Annotated in this window: 14 protein-coding genes and 1 pseudogene; 12 read left to right on the forward strand and 3 right to left on the reverse strand. The window is 45.4% G+C overall.

What is annotated here, in order from left to right:
• The first annotated feature begins 11 nt into the window (after positions 1 to 11).
• The 8 genes from Q0R52_RS01825 to Q0R52_RS01860 all read left to right on the forward strand — a co-directional run bounded on the left by Q0R52_RS01825 (position 12) and on the right by Q0R52_RS01860 (position 9,874).
• Positions 12 to 1,421 (forward strand): DUF4403 family protein, encoded by a 1,410-nt coding sequence (locus Q0R52_RS01825; protein ID WP_295791521.1) that lies wholly within the window; start codon positions 12 to 14, stop codon positions 1,419 to 1,421.
• Positions 1,422 to 1,522: 101 nt separating this feature from the next.
• Positions 1,523 to 2,830 carry an SWIM zinc finger family protein gene (locus tag Q0R52_RS01830; protein ID WP_295791523.1) on the forward strand — a complete coding sequence of 436 codons (1,308 nt, stop codon included), beginning with the start codon at positions 1,523 to 1,525 and terminating at the stop codon, positions 2,828 to 2,830.
• On the forward strand, positions 2,830 to 4,311 hold the full coding sequence (locus Q0R52_RS01835) for a DUF5691 domain-containing protein (RefSeq protein WP_295791525.1): 1,482 nt from the start codon (positions 2,830 to 2,832) through the stop codon (positions 4,309 to 4,311). The genes Q0R52_RS01830 and Q0R52_RS01835 overlap by 1 nt, the downstream gene beginning before the upstream one ends.
• Before the next feature lie 13 nt (positions 4,312 to 4,324).
• Positions 4,325 to 5,401 carry an AAA family ATPase gene (locus Q0R52_RS01840; protein ID WP_295791527.1) on the forward strand — a complete coding sequence of 359 codons (1,077 nt, stop codon included), beginning with the start codon at positions 4,325 to 4,327 and terminating at the stop codon, positions 5,399 to 5,401.
• Positions 5,402 to 5,413: 12 nt separating this feature from the next.
• The gene (locus Q0R52_RS01845) at positions 5,414 to 7,684 is read left to right on the forward strand and encodes a DUF5682 family protein (protein WP_295791529.1); all 2,271 of its coding nucleotides are present in this window, start codon (positions 5,414 to 5,416) and stop codon (positions 7,682 to 7,684) included.
• On the forward strand, positions 7,674 to 8,816 hold the full coding sequence (locus tag Q0R52_RS01850; protein ID WP_295791533.1) for a VWA domain-containing protein: 1,143 nt from the start codon (positions 7,674 to 7,676) through the stop codon (positions 8,814 to 8,816). Before Q0R52_RS01845 ends, Q0R52_RS01850 begins: the two co-directional genes overlap by 11 nt.
• Before the next feature lie 30 nt (positions 8,817 to 8,846).
• Positions 8,847 to 9,344, forward strand: coding sequence for a hypothetical protein (locus Q0R52_RS01855; RefSeq protein WP_295791535.1), 498 nt, complete (start codon positions 8,847 to 8,849; stop codon positions 9,342 to 9,344).
• Between the two features lie 50 nt (positions 9,345 to 9,394).
• Positions 9,395 to 9,874: a hypothetical protein gene (locus tag Q0R52_RS01860; RefSeq protein ID WP_295791537.1), complete on the forward strand. Its 480-nt coding sequence runs from the start codon at positions 9,395 to 9,397 to the stop codon at positions 9,872 to 9,874.
• Positions 9,875 to 10,186: 312 nt separating this feature from the next.
• Here the strand turns inward: Q0R52_RS01860 and Q0R52_RS01865 are convergent, their stop codons facing one another.
• Entirely contained in the window at positions 10,187 to 11,113 is a 927-nt protein-coding gene (locus Q0R52_RS01865; protein ID WP_295791538.1) for a hypothetical protein, read from the reverse strand.
• A 122-nt stretch (positions 11,114 to 11,235) separates the two neighbouring features.
• On the opposite strand from Q0R52_RS01865, the gene Q0R52_RS01870 reads away from it, so the two are divergent.
• Positions 11,236 to 11,937 (forward strand): hypothetical protein, encoded by a 702-nt coding sequence (locus Q0R52_RS01870; protein ID WP_295791540.1) that lies wholly within the window; start codon positions 11,236 to 11,238, stop codon positions 11,935 to 11,937.
• Between the two features lie 3 nt (positions 11,938 to 11,940).
• On the forward strand, positions 11,941 to 12,096 hold the full coding sequence (locus Q0R52_RS01875; protein WP_295791542.1) for a hypothetical protein: 156 nt from the start codon (positions 11,941 to 11,943) through the stop codon (positions 12,094 to 12,096).
• Positions 12,097 to 12,747: 651 nt separating this feature from the next.
• Here the strand turns inward: Q0R52_RS01875 and Q0R52_RS01880 are convergent.
• Positions 12,748 to 13,170 (reverse strand): acyl-CoA thioesterase, encoded by a 423-nt coding sequence (locus Q0R52_RS01880; protein ID WP_295791544.1) that lies wholly within the window; start codon positions 13,168 to 13,170, stop codon positions 12,748 to 12,750.
• Between the two features lie 82 nt (positions 13,171 to 13,252).
• On the reverse strand, positions 13,253 to 13,912 hold the full coding sequence (locus Q0R52_RS01885) for a hypothetical protein (protein WP_295791545.1): 660 nt from the start codon (positions 13,910 to 13,912) through the stop codon (positions 13,253 to 13,255).
• Positions 13,913 to 13,965: 53 nt separating this feature from the next.
• Here Q0R52_RS01885 and rpsO point away from each other — a divergent pair, with 53 nt between their 5' ends.
• Positions 13,966 to 14,244 carry a 30S ribosomal protein S15 gene (gene rpsO, locus Q0R52_RS01890; RefSeq protein WP_073400969.1) on the forward strand — a complete coding sequence of 93 codons (279 nt, stop codon included), beginning with the start codon at positions 13,966 to 13,968 and terminating at the stop codon, positions 14,242 to 14,244.
• Between the two features lie 204 nt (positions 14,245 to 14,448).
• Positions 14,449 to 15,255 (forward strand): annotated as a pseudogene (locus Q0R52_RS01895) (polyribonucleotide nucleotidyltransferase); the annotation flags it as partial.
• Positions 15,256 to 15,395 lie beyond the last annotated feature (140 nt).

Consider the following 15,395-nt stretch of genomic DNA (forward strand, 5'->3'; position numbering starts at 1 on the left):
TCCCCTGATAAATGAAACTTAAACATCTACTTACACATTCATCTGCATTTTTATTGCTGCTGATCTTTTCATCCTGCGGTTCGCTTAAGCCGCTTGCCCCCGCAAGTGCCGATGCTGATATCCCCACGCTTGTTCAACCCATATCAAATATAGAAGTGCCGGTTACTGTCGACTTGAAAAATTATTTTAGACAGGCTGAAAACTCGGCGCCTGTTAAATACACAGGTCGGCAGGACGTTTGTGAAGGATTGAGCTATGCTTATACATTTACGCGTACGCCCTTTATTATCACGGGCGGTACCAATACGGTTAATTTAAAATTTACCGGCAGCTATGGAATTACCGCATCATATTGTGCAAAATGCACAACTCTTTTGGGCGGCAGTGGCCATTGCCTGGTGCCAACCATATCCGGGCAATGCGGCATAGGCGACGAAGCGCCACGCCGGATGGAGATATCCTATAAATCGGTTATTAGTATTACGCCCGATTATCACCTGGTATCAAAAACCACGCTATTTCCGGCACCACGGCCTATCGACCGCTGTAATGTGCTGTTGGGGAATATTGATGTTACCGATAAGCTTGTGCAATACATGACCATTCCCCTAAACGATTTAGGAAAACAGGTTGACGCCAAAATTGCCGCCTACGATATCAGGACCATGATTACCCAGTTATGGAACAACATTGCAAGTGAAACAAAGGTTGGCGATGTGGGGTATGTGTCGGCAAACCCACAGTCAGTAAGGTTAAGCGGTTTTAATTTAAATGGGTCGGTGCTTAGTTTTTCGGTGGGGTTATCTGCCCGGCCAGTTGTAACCACCGTAAGTGTGCCGCCAACGCTAACGCCTTTGCCAAATTTAACCGCCTATAAACCGGCGACCGGTTTTAATGTTTATTTGGATTTGCTTGAAAATTACGACCACCTAACCAATATGGTAAACCAGCAGGTGGCCGGGCAGGTAACCAATGTAGCAGGCAACGAATTTATTGTTGAAAAAGTCAAAGTTTATGGCATTGGTAAACAGGTTGTTATGCAGCTTGACTTTAAGGGGACCAACACCGGGACAATTTACCTGGTTGGCACCCCCACGTACGACCCGGCAACACATATACTTACCTTTCCCGACCTAAGTTTCGACCTGCAAACAAGAGCCTGGATGCTTAAAGTGGCCAAATGGATGTTCAACGGTAAGATAACTGATAAGATACGCCAGAAAGCCAGCTACAACTTTACCCAGTTTATTGCCGATAGCAAAATTCGCCTGCAAAAAGAATTGAGCCGCGATATGACCAATAACACCCGCTCGGAAGTAAGTATTAAAGATTTGGACATCATGGCCATTTATCCTACAAAAGATAAATTGATTATCCGCACGTTATCTGACGGAGATGTTAAGGTTAAGGTGGTGATGTAAAAAAGTCGAAAAGCCTGAACGGTTTTTTTAGTGAGTGTTTAAATTTTATCCTATTTTTAGAACCGAAACAATACATCCATTTCGTTAATAATCTTATCGTTTTGTTGCTAACCGAAGACCAGATTTTAAGCCTTGCACCCGACGAAGCTTCAAAAAAAGCAGGGCGCGATTTAGCCAATCCCGCAAAATGGGTTAGCAAAGGAATTAATGAGCAAGCGCTTTGGGGCGAATGCCAGGGCAGCGGCAGCAAACCCTATCAAACACAGGTCGACTTAACGGCCATAGCTTTCAAATGTTCGTGCCCCAGTCGCAAATTCCCATGTAAACACGGATTGGGCCTGTTGTTGCTGCGTGCGCGTCAGCCCGGACTATTCAGCACTTCAAATATGCCCCAGTGGGTAAATGATTGGATAAGCAAGCGGTCGGAAAAAGAAGAAAAGAAGGTTGAAAAAGCAGATAAGCCTGTTGATGAAGCCGCCCAGGCCAAACGCCAGCAGGCGCGTGAGCAAAAAGTGAGCGCCGGTATCAACGAGCTGCTGGTTTGGATAAAAGACATTGTTCGCAATGGTATCTTAAGTCTGCCGGAAAAAGGGGGGGCTTATTGGGAGAATATGTCCCGCCGGATGGTTGATGCCCAGGCAACGGGATTGGCGGCAATGATTAAAAACCTTGGGGCAACCAACTTTTGGAACGAAGGCTGGCAGAGCGGTTTTATGGGCAAGCTGCTGCAATTGTACCTGGTGGCCGAAAGTTACCGGCACATTCCCAACATCAATGAATTATTGCAGCAGGACGTTCGTTCGGCTATTGGTTTTACCATAAACCAGGAGGAACTTAAACAGCAAACCGGCACAAAAGATACCTGGCTGGTTTTGGGTAAAGACAGCCGCGAAGAACAACAGCTTACTATCGAACAAAACTGGCTATACGGCCTCAATACCAACCAATACGCACTTATATTGCAGTTTAACGCAAAAGGGCAGGTAAGCACTTTGTCTTTAACACAAGGCATGTATATTGATGCCGAACTGGCGTATTTTCCGTCATCGGTGCCGTACCGGGCAATAGTTAAAAACCATACTACTGCCAGGCGCCCCGAAAACCAGGTTACCCAATGTTTTAAAGGCTGGCAGGAGATTGCGGAACAAGAGACCCTGTTAAACAGCCGGTTGCCTTTCAGGAACGAGATGCCATTTGTGGTGGCATCGCTAAAACCGGTATTATATCAAAACCAATGGTGGCTGCAGGATACCGACGGCTGTTTGTGTAAAATTACAGCCGATTTTAAAAACATATGGCAACTGATGGCCATTACCGGGGGAGAACCCGCAACCATGAGTATTATAGGTAAAGAAAATGAATACAGGCCGATAGGTGCCTGGTATAACAATAATTATCAAGCTGTTTAATGAGGGCCTGGGAACATATAATAAATGCAGCTATGATTGGCACTGGCAAGCCGATGCCAGGCAACCCGGAAATTCCCGGGGATATAGCCGCGATTGTTGATGTTATTGAAGCCGAGGAGTTATTAGATAAGGAATCGAAATACCTGCAAAAGGCTGCTTTAATATACAATTACAGGCAATGCGGCTTTACGCCACTGCAAAAACACGACTTGTTATTAAATAAAGCTGAAGCAGAAACAAGGCAATACTGTTCAGATACGGCGGCCGGTGTTTTAAATACCATATTACACGAAGACAACCTGTCGCTAATGGAGCTTTGGTTAACCAATTGCAGCAAAAGCGGGCTATTGGCGTTACCCAATGTATTACCGGTAATATTGGACAAGGCACAAAAGGACGCCGCACTGCAACCATTGGTAATTGCCTGCAGCGGCAACAGGGGCGCCTGGTTGAGCCGGCTGAATCCTGCGTGGGGGTATTTTTCTGTATTGCCCGATGAAGAACTTTGGCAAACAGGCAATCCGGAACAGCGTACGAAAGTGCTCGCGAATACCAGGCAAAATAATGCGCCGCAAGCCCTGGAATGGCTGCATCAAACCTGGGATCAGGAAAATGCCGCGGCAAAAGCAGAACTGCTAAAAGCGCTAAAAATAAATAGCGGCCCCGACGATTTGCCCTGGCTGGAAAGCTTGCTCACCGAAAAAGGGCAGAAGGTAAAAGATGAGGTTATGGCGCTGCTTAAGCAAATCCCCGGTTCATCTATCGTTAGGCAATATGAAGATATATTGAGCCGGTCGGTTATGCTGAAAAAGGAAAAGGCTATGCTGGGCATGATGACCAAAATTTCGATCTCATTAAAACTGCCGGCATCAATAGATGAAAGTATTTATAAAACCGGCATTGAAAAGCTGGCCGGGCCAAAAAGCGGCATTAGTGATGAGCAACATGTTTTGTACCAGCTTATCGGTGCCGTTCCGCCGTCATTTTGGGAAAAGCAATTTGAGGCAACACCTGCGCAGGTGGTTGAATACTTTGACAAGTATGCATCTATGATGACAAGTGCATTAGGTAACGCAATATCCCAATTCAATGCAAACGATTGGATACCTTATTTGCTGAACCACGATAGTTTTTATCCCGATTTTATCAATAAACTGCCGCTGCCGGAGCGGGACAAATATTTGTTGCGATCCTTGAACAGAGGCATTCCAAATGTCATCCATACGGCTTTAAATTGCAGCCAGCAATGGGGAACTGAATTTGCAAGGGTGGCAATGCAGCAAATGGCAAACCATCCCTATGAATATAACCGCGCCTTTTTTAATCGCCATATCAAACTAATTCCCACTGAGATTATTAGCCAGCTTGAAAAACTGGAGGCAAAGGACATCAATATGCAATCAGCATGGGGGAAAAACAGGGAACATTTAATTAAATTACTCGGCCTGAAGCAACAAACGCTTAAAGCTTTTAACGCATAAAATACCTTTAACAATGTCACAGATATTACGTCAGCATGCAGAGCAGCTATTTGCGCACGAACTGGAGGAACTTAAAAAACAGGACCATGAAAAACGACCGGTTAACTGGGTATTATCGCCGCAGGCCGTGGTTACCTATTTACTGGGCGGCAAGCTTAAAAACGGCTTCGAGGTTTCGCCGAAATATATCGGCAACCGTCGCTTAATGGAGATTGCCGTAGCGACCCTCACTACCGATCGTGCGCTTCTACTGTACGGCCTGCCCGGAACAGCAAAAAGCTGGGTAAGCGAGCACCTGGCGGCGGCTGTAAGCGGCGACTCAACCCTTATTATACAGGGAACAGCGGGTACCAGCGAGGAATCAGTTCGCTACGGATGGAACTACGCAAGGCTGATAGCCCAGGGCCCTTCGGCTGATGCGCTGGTGGAAACCCCGGTGATGAGGGCGATGAAGGACGGCAAAATTGTGCGTTTGGAAGAGCTTACCCGTATTGGGGCCGATGTGCAGGATACGCTGATCACCATCCTGTCCGAAAAAACCTTGCCCGTGCCCGAACTGAATTTAGAGGTGCAGGCCGTAAAAGGTTTCAATGTAATTGCTACGGCAAATAATCGCGACAAGGGCGTAAACGAGTTATCGAGCGCCTTAAAGCGCAGGTTTAATACCGTGATACTGCCCTTGCCCGATTCGATAGAGGAGGAGATTGATATTGTGCGCCGCCGGGTACAGAGTTATGAGAAGGTGATGGACCTGCCGGCCGAGCCGCCTGCATTACAGGAAATCCGCAGGATTGTGACTATTTTTCGCGAGCTGCGCAGTGGTGTTACGCTGGACGGCAAAACCAAAATTAAAATACCTACGGGAACGTTAAGCACTGCTGAAGCCATTTCGGTGGTAAACAGCGGCCTGTCAATGGCAGCTTACTTTGGTGACGGACGCCTGAAAGCTGCCGATTTAGCCGCCAGTATTATCGGGTCGGTTATTAAAGACCCGGTGCAGGATAAGCTGGTGTGGCAGGAATACCTTGAAACTGTTGTAAAACCCCGTTCTGACTGGAGCGATATTTACCGCGCCTGCCGCGACTTATAATTTAAGCAACACATGGCAGTAAGTATTTTAGGTATACGGCATCATGGCCCGGGCTCGGCAAGGAATGTGAAAGCTTTCCTGGAGTCGGTTAAACCGGATATTGTATTGGTGGAAGGCCCGCCGGAGGCTGATGCCATGCTGCAATGGGTGGGCCATGAGGGTTTGAAACCTCCTGTGGCTTTACTTTGTTACCAGCCTGATGACCCGCAGCACTCTGTATTTTATCCTTTTGCCGATTTTTCGCCGGAGTGGCAGGCCACCCTTTACGCAAAAAAGAAAAATATTCATGTGCGCTTTATGGATTTGCCCGCGGGCAACCAAATGCTTGTTGAAAAAGAGCAACGGCAACATGAACTGGATAATCAACCGGAAAACAACCATATCAACCAGGAGGCGCAGCTTTTTGAGGAACTGCAATTAAATAAAAACCCGGTGAGCTACCTGTCGGACGCTGCCGGTTTCGCTGATGATGAAAAGTGGTGGGAACATACTTTTGAGTACCGCTCAAACAATGACGAGGTATTTGATGCCGTAGCCGAGGCCATGCAAGCCCTGCGCGAAAGTATCCCCCAAAGAGATAAAAAGCTGGAAGACCTGCGCGAGGCCCACATGCGTCGCACCATACGGCAGGCTGAGAAGGAGATGTTCCATACCATAGCGGTAATCTGCGGTGCCTGGCACGTGCCGGCGCTGCAAAACCCATCATCGCAAAAAGAGGATAATGAATTGTTAAAGGGTCTCCCCAAAGTAAAAACAGAGTGTACCTGGATTCCGTGGACTTTTAGCCGTTTGAGTTTTTACAGCGGATATGGGGCCGGCATCAACTCTCCGGGTTGGTATAACCATGTTTGGAACCACCCCAATGACGACGGTACCATGTGGATGGCAACCGTGGCCCAGTTATTCCGCAAGCAGCAGATGGATACTTCTGTGGCCCATATCATCGAGGCGGTCAGGCTGGCTGGTTCGTTGGCTTCGCTGCGTGGCCTGTCAAAAGCGGGGCTGGAAGAATTCAATGAAGCCACGTTAAGCGTTTTGTGCAATGGCGAAAGCATCCTGTTAAAGTTGGTGCATGACGAGCTGATTGTCGGGCATCAAATAGGCGACGTGCCCATAGAAATACCCAAACCGCCTTTGCAGCTGGACATTGAAAAAATTCAGAAAAAGCTCCGGCTGCCTGCAACGGCCGATTTTAAGGATTATACCCTTGACTTGCGAAATGACAACGACCTGGAGCGAAGCGTTTTCTTACATCGCCTTACGTTGTTGGGCATTAACTGGGGGCAGCAGCAATATGTATCGGGTAAAGGTACTTTTAAGGAACAATGGCGGCTGCAATGGGACCCCGGCTTTGCTGTAGAAATTATTGAGCGCGGTAATTTAGGCAATACGGTGCTTGAGGCAGCCGGTAACAGCGTGCTGGGCCAGGCGGCATCGGCAACAGATTTGAAAGTGATCAGCGGCCTGCTCGAAAAAAGTATACCTGCTGAACTGCCGGAAGCTATACAGGCACTTATTGCCCGGCTTAATAATTTGGCTGCGGCGTCGGCCGATGTAATTGAGCTGATGGAAGTGGTGCCGGGCCTTATTACCGTGGCGAGGTATGGTAACGTACGCAAAACAGACGCCACCGTTGTGCTGAGCATTATCAACAGCATAATTACACGCATTTGCATCAGCCTGCCCAATGCCTGCGTTGCTATAGATGAAGACGCATCGCGCCGGTTGCTGGAACTATTTTTTAAACTAAGCGATGGTATTAACTTACTGCAGGATAGTGAAATAATCGCCATGTGGCAGCAAACCTTGCGCGTAATTGCAGGTAACAAAAATACCTCGCCGGTAATCGGGGGGTATAGCACGCGCCTGCTTAATGATGGTAAGCTGCTCGCCGGGGATGAACTGATGCAATATTTTGGCTATGCAATGTCGGCGGCTACTGCTCCGGATATTGCTGCGGCCTGGTTAGAAGGTTTTTTAAAGGGGAGTGGCACCTTGTTGTTGCTCGACCAGGACCTTTGGCAGGTGATAAATAACTGGGTTTCGGGCTTAACTGACGATATATTTATGCAGGTGCTGCCTTTGCTGCGCCGAACATTTGCCAATTTTTCGGCGCCGGAAAGGCGAAAACTGGGCGAGAAGGTTAAGTCGGGTGGCGCTACCAGTCACCAGTTTACCACAATCAGCACAGATTTTAATGCTGAAAGGGCTAAACAGGGCATACCGGTGATAATGGAACTATTGGGTTTAACAATAAATAAGATAGCCGCAGATGGAGATTGAAGCACAACACGTTCGTAAATGGCGACTGATATTAGGCGGCCATCAGCAGGAGGGAACCCAGTACGAACTGAGCGAAGCCGATCTGAAGGTTGACCGCACCCTGGAGGCGCTGTACGACAGTGACAAACAAGGCGGGCTGGGCGCATCATCGCCCAATGTGAGCCGTTGGCTGGGTGATATCCGGGCATTTTTCCCATCGAGCGTGGTGCAGGTGATGCAGCAGGATGCTTTAAAGCGTCTGAACCTTACCCAGATGCTGTTTGAAAAGGAAATGCTGGAAAATATTGAACCCGATGTGCACCTGGTGGCAACACTAATGACGCTGAGCAGGGTTATCCCGGATAAAACCAAAGATACCGCAAGGCAGGTAATACGCCGGGTGGTTGACCAACTGGTGAAAAAACTGGCCGAGCCCACGCGACAGGCAATAACCGGCAGCCTTAACCGGAGCATCAGGAACACCAGGCCCCGGCACCATGAAATAAACTGGGGCGCTACCATTTTAAAAAACCTGCGGCATTACCAGCCCGAATACAAAACCATTATCCCCGAAAATAGGGTGGGGTACGGGCGCAAGCGGTCGTCGTTAAAAGATGTGATTTTGTGTTTGGACCAAAGCGGTTCCATGGGTTCATCGGTTGTTTATTCGGGTATATTTGGCAGTGTAATGGCATCCATACCGGCTGTAAAAACCAAAATGGTGGTATTTGACACGGCAGTTGCCGATTTAACTGAAGAACTGACCGACCCGGTTGAGCTGCTTTTTGGCGTTCAGCTTGGCGGTGGTACGGATATCAATGCTGCTTTAACTTACTGCCAGCAAATAGTAACCAAACCCGGTGACACGGTGCTGGTGCTGATTACTGATTTGTATGAAGGCGGAAATGTCGCCGGAATGCGGCAGCGCGCGGTTGAGTTGGTTGCTGCGGGTGTACAATTGGTAGTGCTTTTAGCGCTTAATGACGATGGTGCCCCTTCATACGATCATCGCAACGCACAATTTATGGCCGACCTGGGTGTGCCGGTTTTTGCCTGCACCCCCGATAAATTCCCCGACCTGATGGCAGCCGCACTTACCAAGCAGGATGTTGGGCTATGGGCGGCTAAGGAAGATTTGATTATAAAAAAATAAGAAAACGCAAGGGACCAATTACTTATCAAAATGTATAAATTTTTCATTCTAACCCTGCTTGTTTTGTCCGGAAGCATAACTATTTACGCACAAAATCTGGTTGATTTTGAGTTACCATTACCTGCGGCCAAAGTACCCGGCAGCCTTTACAGCACCTTTAAATTTATTGATTCACGGTCTGATACGAGTAACCTTGGGTTTGTTCAAACCGGTTTTTTTAACCGAAGGGGTACGGTAACAGCGCAAACGCCCTTGGCAAAACAATTGACCAACTTGTTTTATACGATTGCTGATACCGCCGGCAAAAAGCCGGAAATGCTGCTGGAATTGCGGCAATTCAGTTTTGCGGAGATAACCGCCGGAATGAGCGAAAAAGGGTTTCTATCTTTCAGGGCCAGCCTTTATACCAACAATACGGGTATATACCAGGAAATAAAATCGGTTGATACCGTTTATGTGTTAAGGTCGTCCATTGACGTTACCCAGGATTTACTGCGGGCAGGCAGGCAAGCCATCGTCGACTTTTAACAAATAACATTAACCGCCAAAGCGCCGGGCCGGTTTACAGTTACCGGGATGTGTTGCATATAGACAGTGTTGAGAAGCTTAAAATAAAAGCTTATAACACAACAGCTTATGCCGATGGTTTGTATTTAACTTATCAGTCGTTTATGAACCAGGCGCCTGATAAACAAGTAACGGCTGATGGTTTTGACCTTAACATGGCAACTATTAAAACAACGGGCGACAACGGGAAGCCGCAGAAGGTTAAACCTGCAAAAGTGTATGCTATAGTTTTTAAGGGACTGCCTTATATTTCGTGCCGCGGAGTTTACTATCCGTTAAAGAAAGAGAATGGCGAATTTTTGTTTACCGGCAGGGCACAGGTAACCGCTAACAACGGCGATGTAATAGTTGCAGGTGCTATGTTTGGTATCCTGGGCAGCCTGCTTGCTTCGAACGCCGACGCTACATTTGAAATGAAGATTGACCACTTAAGCGGAAGGTTTATAAGGCTGAAGGAAATTCCGGATCCGGTTGTTACTGAAAGCTATTAAGATACTATGGGTTTGTAAATTTAAAATTGGTTAATTATTTAATAACCCAGTTCGAAATATACGGAACATCTGAATAACCCAAATGATATCTCGGCGCCTGCATTTCCTCCGGCGAAGGCGACACAAAGGTGGTAGGGCGACCTGTTTACAGACTTTTTTGGCTATAAACACGATACTCCTACGGAGTGTAAAACACATGTTCGATCGACCCGCCTTAGCGGGGCGACCTGTTTATATAAAAATTAAATAAATATTTAGGCTCCAGCGGAGCCTCCTGACAGACTTTGGATTTTAAAAGCGATTTTTTAGTAACTACCTGGTTTTATCATACCCCAAAAGTAACCCTTTGTATACCTGAAGTTGCCGTTTTATGGCTGCCTTTTGAGCGGCCGTAATAGTAAGCTCATTATAGTATTGCTCGCCATCGTACCTGATCTTCGCTCGTTTGGCGGTCGCGATTTTGGCAAGCATAGAAAGGTTTAGGTCCGGTACAGGTTCGTCGCTCCATTCCCATATCATGCCCTGGCCATTGTCCCTTTTGAACTTTGGGCTAAAATCATTGAAGTTTTCGCCATCGGCATTGAAGCTCATACTATTTATAAATAACCAGTTGTCGGCGGTGTATTGCGTGGTTAAGCGAAGCTCGTTGCCTGTAGTGTCCTGGCTCAGATAAACAAATATACCCTTTACGTTTATGTAACGCGGAGAAGTTTGGTCATAAATAAAAGTGCTACGCGAAAACTGATCATAACGCCTGCGTGTATTCCGGTAAAGTTTTTTGAAAGTTGCGGCATCCACTTCTATTAGTGACAATTCCTTTAACTTAGATTTTAAAGTGGAATCTTTTTCAGCTTTAGCGATAGCGGCCGCGCTGGCATCCCTGGCGGGTTTGATGGTATTATGCAGTAAAGAGGAATCCACAGCGGTTGAGTCAGAAAGGTTATAAGAAGAGCCCTGTCCGGTATATTTGATTAGAAGAGCCAAAACGGCTGCCAGGATGATAAATATTAGTACAGCCAGGCCACAACCTGAATTCACTTGTTTAGCCGATGGGTCTACCGGGTAATTTTTGACTTGCTGAGAGGGATTGTTATTGCCATTAGGCTGAGCCTGCGGCGATACAGCAGTTGCAGTTTTCTCAAAGATACTGCCGCAATAATTACACTTTAGGGTTGCGGCGGTCGACGGCTGCAGCGCGGCGCCGCAATTTTTACATTTGTCTGGTTGCTGGGTATCCATTGTTAAATAAGGGTTGGGGAAATTATTATAAAAATTTTGATTGAGGAAATTTAAGTTGATGCCGGGGACGAGGGAGCTTACAATAAAGTTTAATCTGCTAACTTTATAATCTCTGAAAAAGAATGAAAAGGTTTTGTTTTTTTATACTGGTTAGCTTTACTACTGCATGCAATAACCCAAAAGGCAATTGGAAAACAATTGAGTTGGGCCGTTACCTGCTTGACGTACCGCAAGACTTTCAGGTTAAGCTTCAGAATGGCATCGATTCACAAGGTGGATTGATAACAAACGGTATTGTTAAGCTCAATACGGATTTTGGGAATTACGCTGATACTTTGGTTCAAACTCCCAAGGAGTATTTAAACCAGCGTGGGTTTGTCGACGATGCACGAGGACAGTTTATGAGGTCTGGTATCACCTACGACGCCAATAACAGTCCGAAAATAGATGTCGTATCCATTCGGCCATCAACTAAAAAGGACAGCGATAAAATTGGTTTTTTCAGTGGTTCGGATTATATCGCTGCATGTAAGCATGATGGTAAAATGTTTAACTGGCCGATAAGACTACCCGAAAATATCAAACGGCATACCATCAAGATAGATACCTTTAACCACCTGTACGGGCGTATGGAGGTGCCAAAACAGGGATATACGGGAGAAACAGCCATTTATATGCGCGATAAGCGAAGCTTTAATATTAACCGGAGCGCCTATTACGGTATCGTAGTAGGCGCCAATTCGCTTACAGCTAAACAACAGGCATTGGTATTAAAGATTTTTGAAACGCTTAGGCCTGGCTCTAAAAATCAACTGGCTGATTAAAATATGATGAAAAAAGTTTTGTTGTTAATTTGCCTGACGCTGTTGTGTGCGTTCGGTCCCGGAAAGCAGCTTACCTGGGTGGCCATCGGCGATTCCATTACTTACCATAACGGGAAATCCCGCCTGTCCAGCGTGCCGCCTGGACGCACAGAAATTTAAACACCCGTTTAAATAAAACAAACTTGGTTATAATTTAATTTTCAGTGGCGGACCCAAAAAGCTTGTAAAAAGGCATTAACTAATTTAAGCGGGACGCTTAAAATATTGGCATTCAGGCAAGATGCCTGAATAGGCGGGGAGGTGATTATTAGCTACTTACATTTGATTAAATTTAAACGCGCTGATAGTCAGTGTGTTCCACGGCGTTCGGGGTGTTCCGCAGGGAAAAAAATGGAACGCTTTGCCAGCGTGCAACCTACAGGCATGTATTTCTTGGAAAAGCCTGCACCTGGTATGAGCCAGCTAAAAGTGTGTAAGGAATTCCCCGATAATTACTTAATTAGTTAATAATCAATACATTTAAATATTGGTAAATTTAAATAATTGATAATCAGTATGTTCCATGGCGTTCGGGGTGTTCCGTGCGGAAAAATGGAACGCTTAGTGGTTTTTACCGTTGCTTAAATGCTGGGCTATCCGGCAACCACGCCCCTCTTCTTAAATGCTTCGGATAATATTATCGACGTATGGGTCTCGCCAAATTGCTGCAACTGACCGATAATCAATTCCAGCGGGCGAACCGTCTCATGTTATTCCGTGGTTTTTGTGCTTTTTCGGTGCACCTGGTAGTTGAAATTACCAAAGCGCACATCAAATCAAATATTGCTCAATAACATCTTCCGGAATTTTAGCGCCGCGGCCCGTTGCCATATCAATCATCACATAATCAAAATAGCCGTCGCAGCATAGCTTGCCGGTGCCTTTGTTGGTAATACCGAATTTTACGCGGCAGCCTTTTTCGTCGATGGATTCGATGCCGGTTTTTACGATGAAATAATCGCCCAACGTAAGGGCGCGTTTATAGTCGACATACGCGGTGCGCACCACCCAGCCAAAGCCCCGCTCCATAAACTTGTCCATTGCCATGCCATAACAGCGTTCCATCTGGTCATACCGGGCGGCCAGCACGTAATCAAAATACTTGCTGTTGTGAACGTGCTGAAACATATCTATATCATCCGGGCGAACGCGGAATTCGGTTTCGAAGGTGGAGAGGGTGGGGGGTGTTTCCATGATTGCAAAGATAGGGAATGATGTGCGGATGTGCAGTTTGCGTGGTAATTGAATTATATCGACAACAACATTCGACTTATCACTAACTCATTTTTTGCTCTCTTTTGTGGAGGACTATCTCGTCGTCAAAAAATTCATCAACCTTGTAAAGGTTTTTCATATCGCACAAAATTGACAAATGCAAACTCCTTCCTAGCCTTACTTGTTCTCTGTTTATGGTTTTGGCAAACGTTACACAGGTATTGTCTAGTGATTTTTCGTGTATAAATGATTTGTTTATTGAATCATTTAAGTAAATTAATAGATTACTATATTGTTCATCCACTGTTCTACTAAGCCACATTCTATGGTTTTGAATTGCCCAAAAACGATGAAAATAGCTAAGGATCTTTTCAGATGTTTCAAATGTCGTAGAATAGGTTTGTTCATCTAAATCTTTAGTCATATTACCTGATTCAAATAAAAGATTTAGTAGGGTTTCATATGAATTGAGTCTTTTTTCGAGTATGATTTTATAATAATCTTTTTTATAATTTACCTTATTAAAATAGAATTCTGCCAACTTAGTAAAAGCCGCTGTTAGTAGCGAACTACTTAATACCGATATAATAATTGTAGTTGTGGAGGTTACTGTTTGAGCTGATGCTTCCATTGTGAGGTTTTTATAAATATAGCAAAAATCTTCCAACTTCCAACGTTGCAACATTACAACAAACACTTGCATATATGCAAGTATAACCATACCTTTGCACCCACAATTAATAGAATTATTTACGCTTTAATATTATTCAGGTAATGTATTTAAGTTCAGAAGCAAAAGCAGAGATTTTTGCAAAACATGGTAAAAGCGCCGCCGACACTGGCACAGCTGAAGGTCAGGTAGCTTTGTTTACCTATCGCATTGCACATTTAACCGGTCACTTGAAAAAAAACAAACACGATTTTTCAACCCAGTTATCACTGCAAAAATTAGTAGGTAAACGCCGCGCATTGCTGGCATACCTATTCAAAAAAGACATTGAAAGATATCGTGCTATCATCAAAGCTTTACAGCTAAGGGATATCATCAAATAACTTTTATGAAGTTTTAACAAAAAGCCGTCCGATTTATCAGGATGGCTTTTTTACTTTTGCATAATTTATATTTCGCCTTTAAAAACAAATACGAAACCTGGATTTTCTGCATTGCCGCAACGGCAAATTTGATTGAAACAATATACACACACATAAAAACCGGTGCGCTCCGAAAGATGAAAAGTGCACCAAAACGAAAAAAAGATGAGTTTAAATGTAATTAAAAAGGTTATCGATTTAGGTGACGGCCGCACCATTGAGATCGAAACCGGTAAACTGGCCAAACAAGCCGATGGCTCTGTAGTAATTAAAATGGGTGACACCATGTTATTGGCTACTGTAGTATCATCGTTAGAAGCAAAAGAAGGGGTTGATTTTTTACCTCTTTCAGTTGATTACCAGGAAAAATACGCCGCTACAGGCCGTATCCCCGGTGGTTTTTTACGCCGCGAGGCTCGTTTGTCAGATTACGAGGTTTTAATCTCGCGTTTGGTCGACCGCGCTTTGCGCCCAATGTTCCCCGAAGATTATCACGCTGATACACAGGTGATGATTACTTTAATTTCTGCCGATAAAGACATTATGCCCGATTGCCTTGCAGGTTTGGCGGCATCAGCAGCTTTGTCAGTATCAAACATCCCTTTCAACGGGCCGATTTCAGAAGTTCGCGTTGCTAAAATCGACGGACAACTGGTTATCAACCCAACATTAAGTCAACTTGCCAACGCTACCTTAGAGTTTATTGTAGCGGGCAGCGAACATGACATCAACATGGTTGAAGGTGAATCGAAAGAGATACAGGAAGAAGAGTTGGTTGAAGCAATTAAGTTTGCCCACACCGCTATCAAAATCCAGTGTTTAGCACAAAAAGAACTGACTATTGAAGTTGGTAAGACCGAAAAACGCGTTTACAGCCACGAGAACAGCAACGAGGATTTGAAAAAAGCCATCTACGCTGCTACTTACGAGCAGGTTTACGCTATCGCAGGTTCTGCATCTGCAAAAGACGAGCCTTCGTCTAATACAAGATTACGGATAGCGTCATACTCCACATCGTGGTAATATTTTTTAGCAAGAGATTTGGTAATGTCGTCAATCTCGCCTAAAGTAGCGATATAGGCATCACGTACTTCTTTAAATTTAACCGAACG

Origin of the sequence: Mucilaginibacter sp., assembly GCF_025359345.1 — a bacterium.
Classification (GTDB): domain Bacteria; phylum Bacteroidota; class Bacteroidia; order Sphingobacteriales; family Sphingobacteriaceae; genus Mucilaginibacter.

Coding starts and splice junctions, on each gene's coding strand:
- Q0R52_RS01825 (WP_295791521.1), top strand. CDS start 12: ATGAAACTTAAACATCTACTTACACATTCATCTGCATTTTTATTGCTG.
- Q0R52_RS01835 (WP_295791525.1), top strand. CDS start 2,830: ATGAGGGCCTGGGAACATATAATAAATGCAGCTATGATTGGCACTGGC.
- Q0R52_RS01840 (WP_295791527.1), top strand. CDS start 4,325: ATGTCACAGATATTACGTCAGCATGCAGAGCAGCTATTTGCGCACGAA.
- Q0R52_RS01845 (WP_295791529.1), top strand. CDS start 5,414: ATGGCAGTAAGTATTTTAGGTATACGGCATCATGGCCCGGGCTCGGCA.
- Q0R52_RS01850 (WP_295791533.1), top strand. CDS start 7,674: ATGGAGATTGAAGCACAACACGTTCGTAAATGGCGACTGATATTAGGC.
- Q0R52_RS01855 (WP_295791535.1), top strand. CDS start 8,847: ATGTATAAATTTTTCATTCTAACCCTGCTTGTTTTGTCCGGAAGCATA.
- Q0R52_RS01865 (WP_295791538.1), bottom strand. CDS start 11,113: ATGGATACCCAGCAACCAGACAAATGTAAAAATTGCGGCGCCGCGCTG.
- Q0R52_RS01870 (WP_295791540.1), top strand. CDS start 11,236: ATGAAAAGGTTTTGTTTTTTTATACTGGTTAGCTTTACTACTGCATGC.
- Q0R52_RS01875 (WP_295791542.1), top strand. CDS start 11,941: ATGATGAAAAAAGTTTTGTTGTTAATTTGCCTGACGCTGTTGTGTGCG.
- Q0R52_RS01880 (WP_295791544.1), bottom strand. CDS start 13,170: ATGGAAACACCCCCCACCCTCTCCACCTTCGAAACCGAATTCCGCGTT.
- Q0R52_RS01885 (WP_295791545.1), bottom strand. CDS start 13,912: ATGGTTATACTTGCATATATGCAAGTGTTTGTTGTAATGTTGCAACGT.
- rpsO (WP_073400969.1), top strand. CDS start 13,966: ATGTATTTAAGTTCAGAAGCAAAAGCAGAGATTTTTGCAAAACATGGT.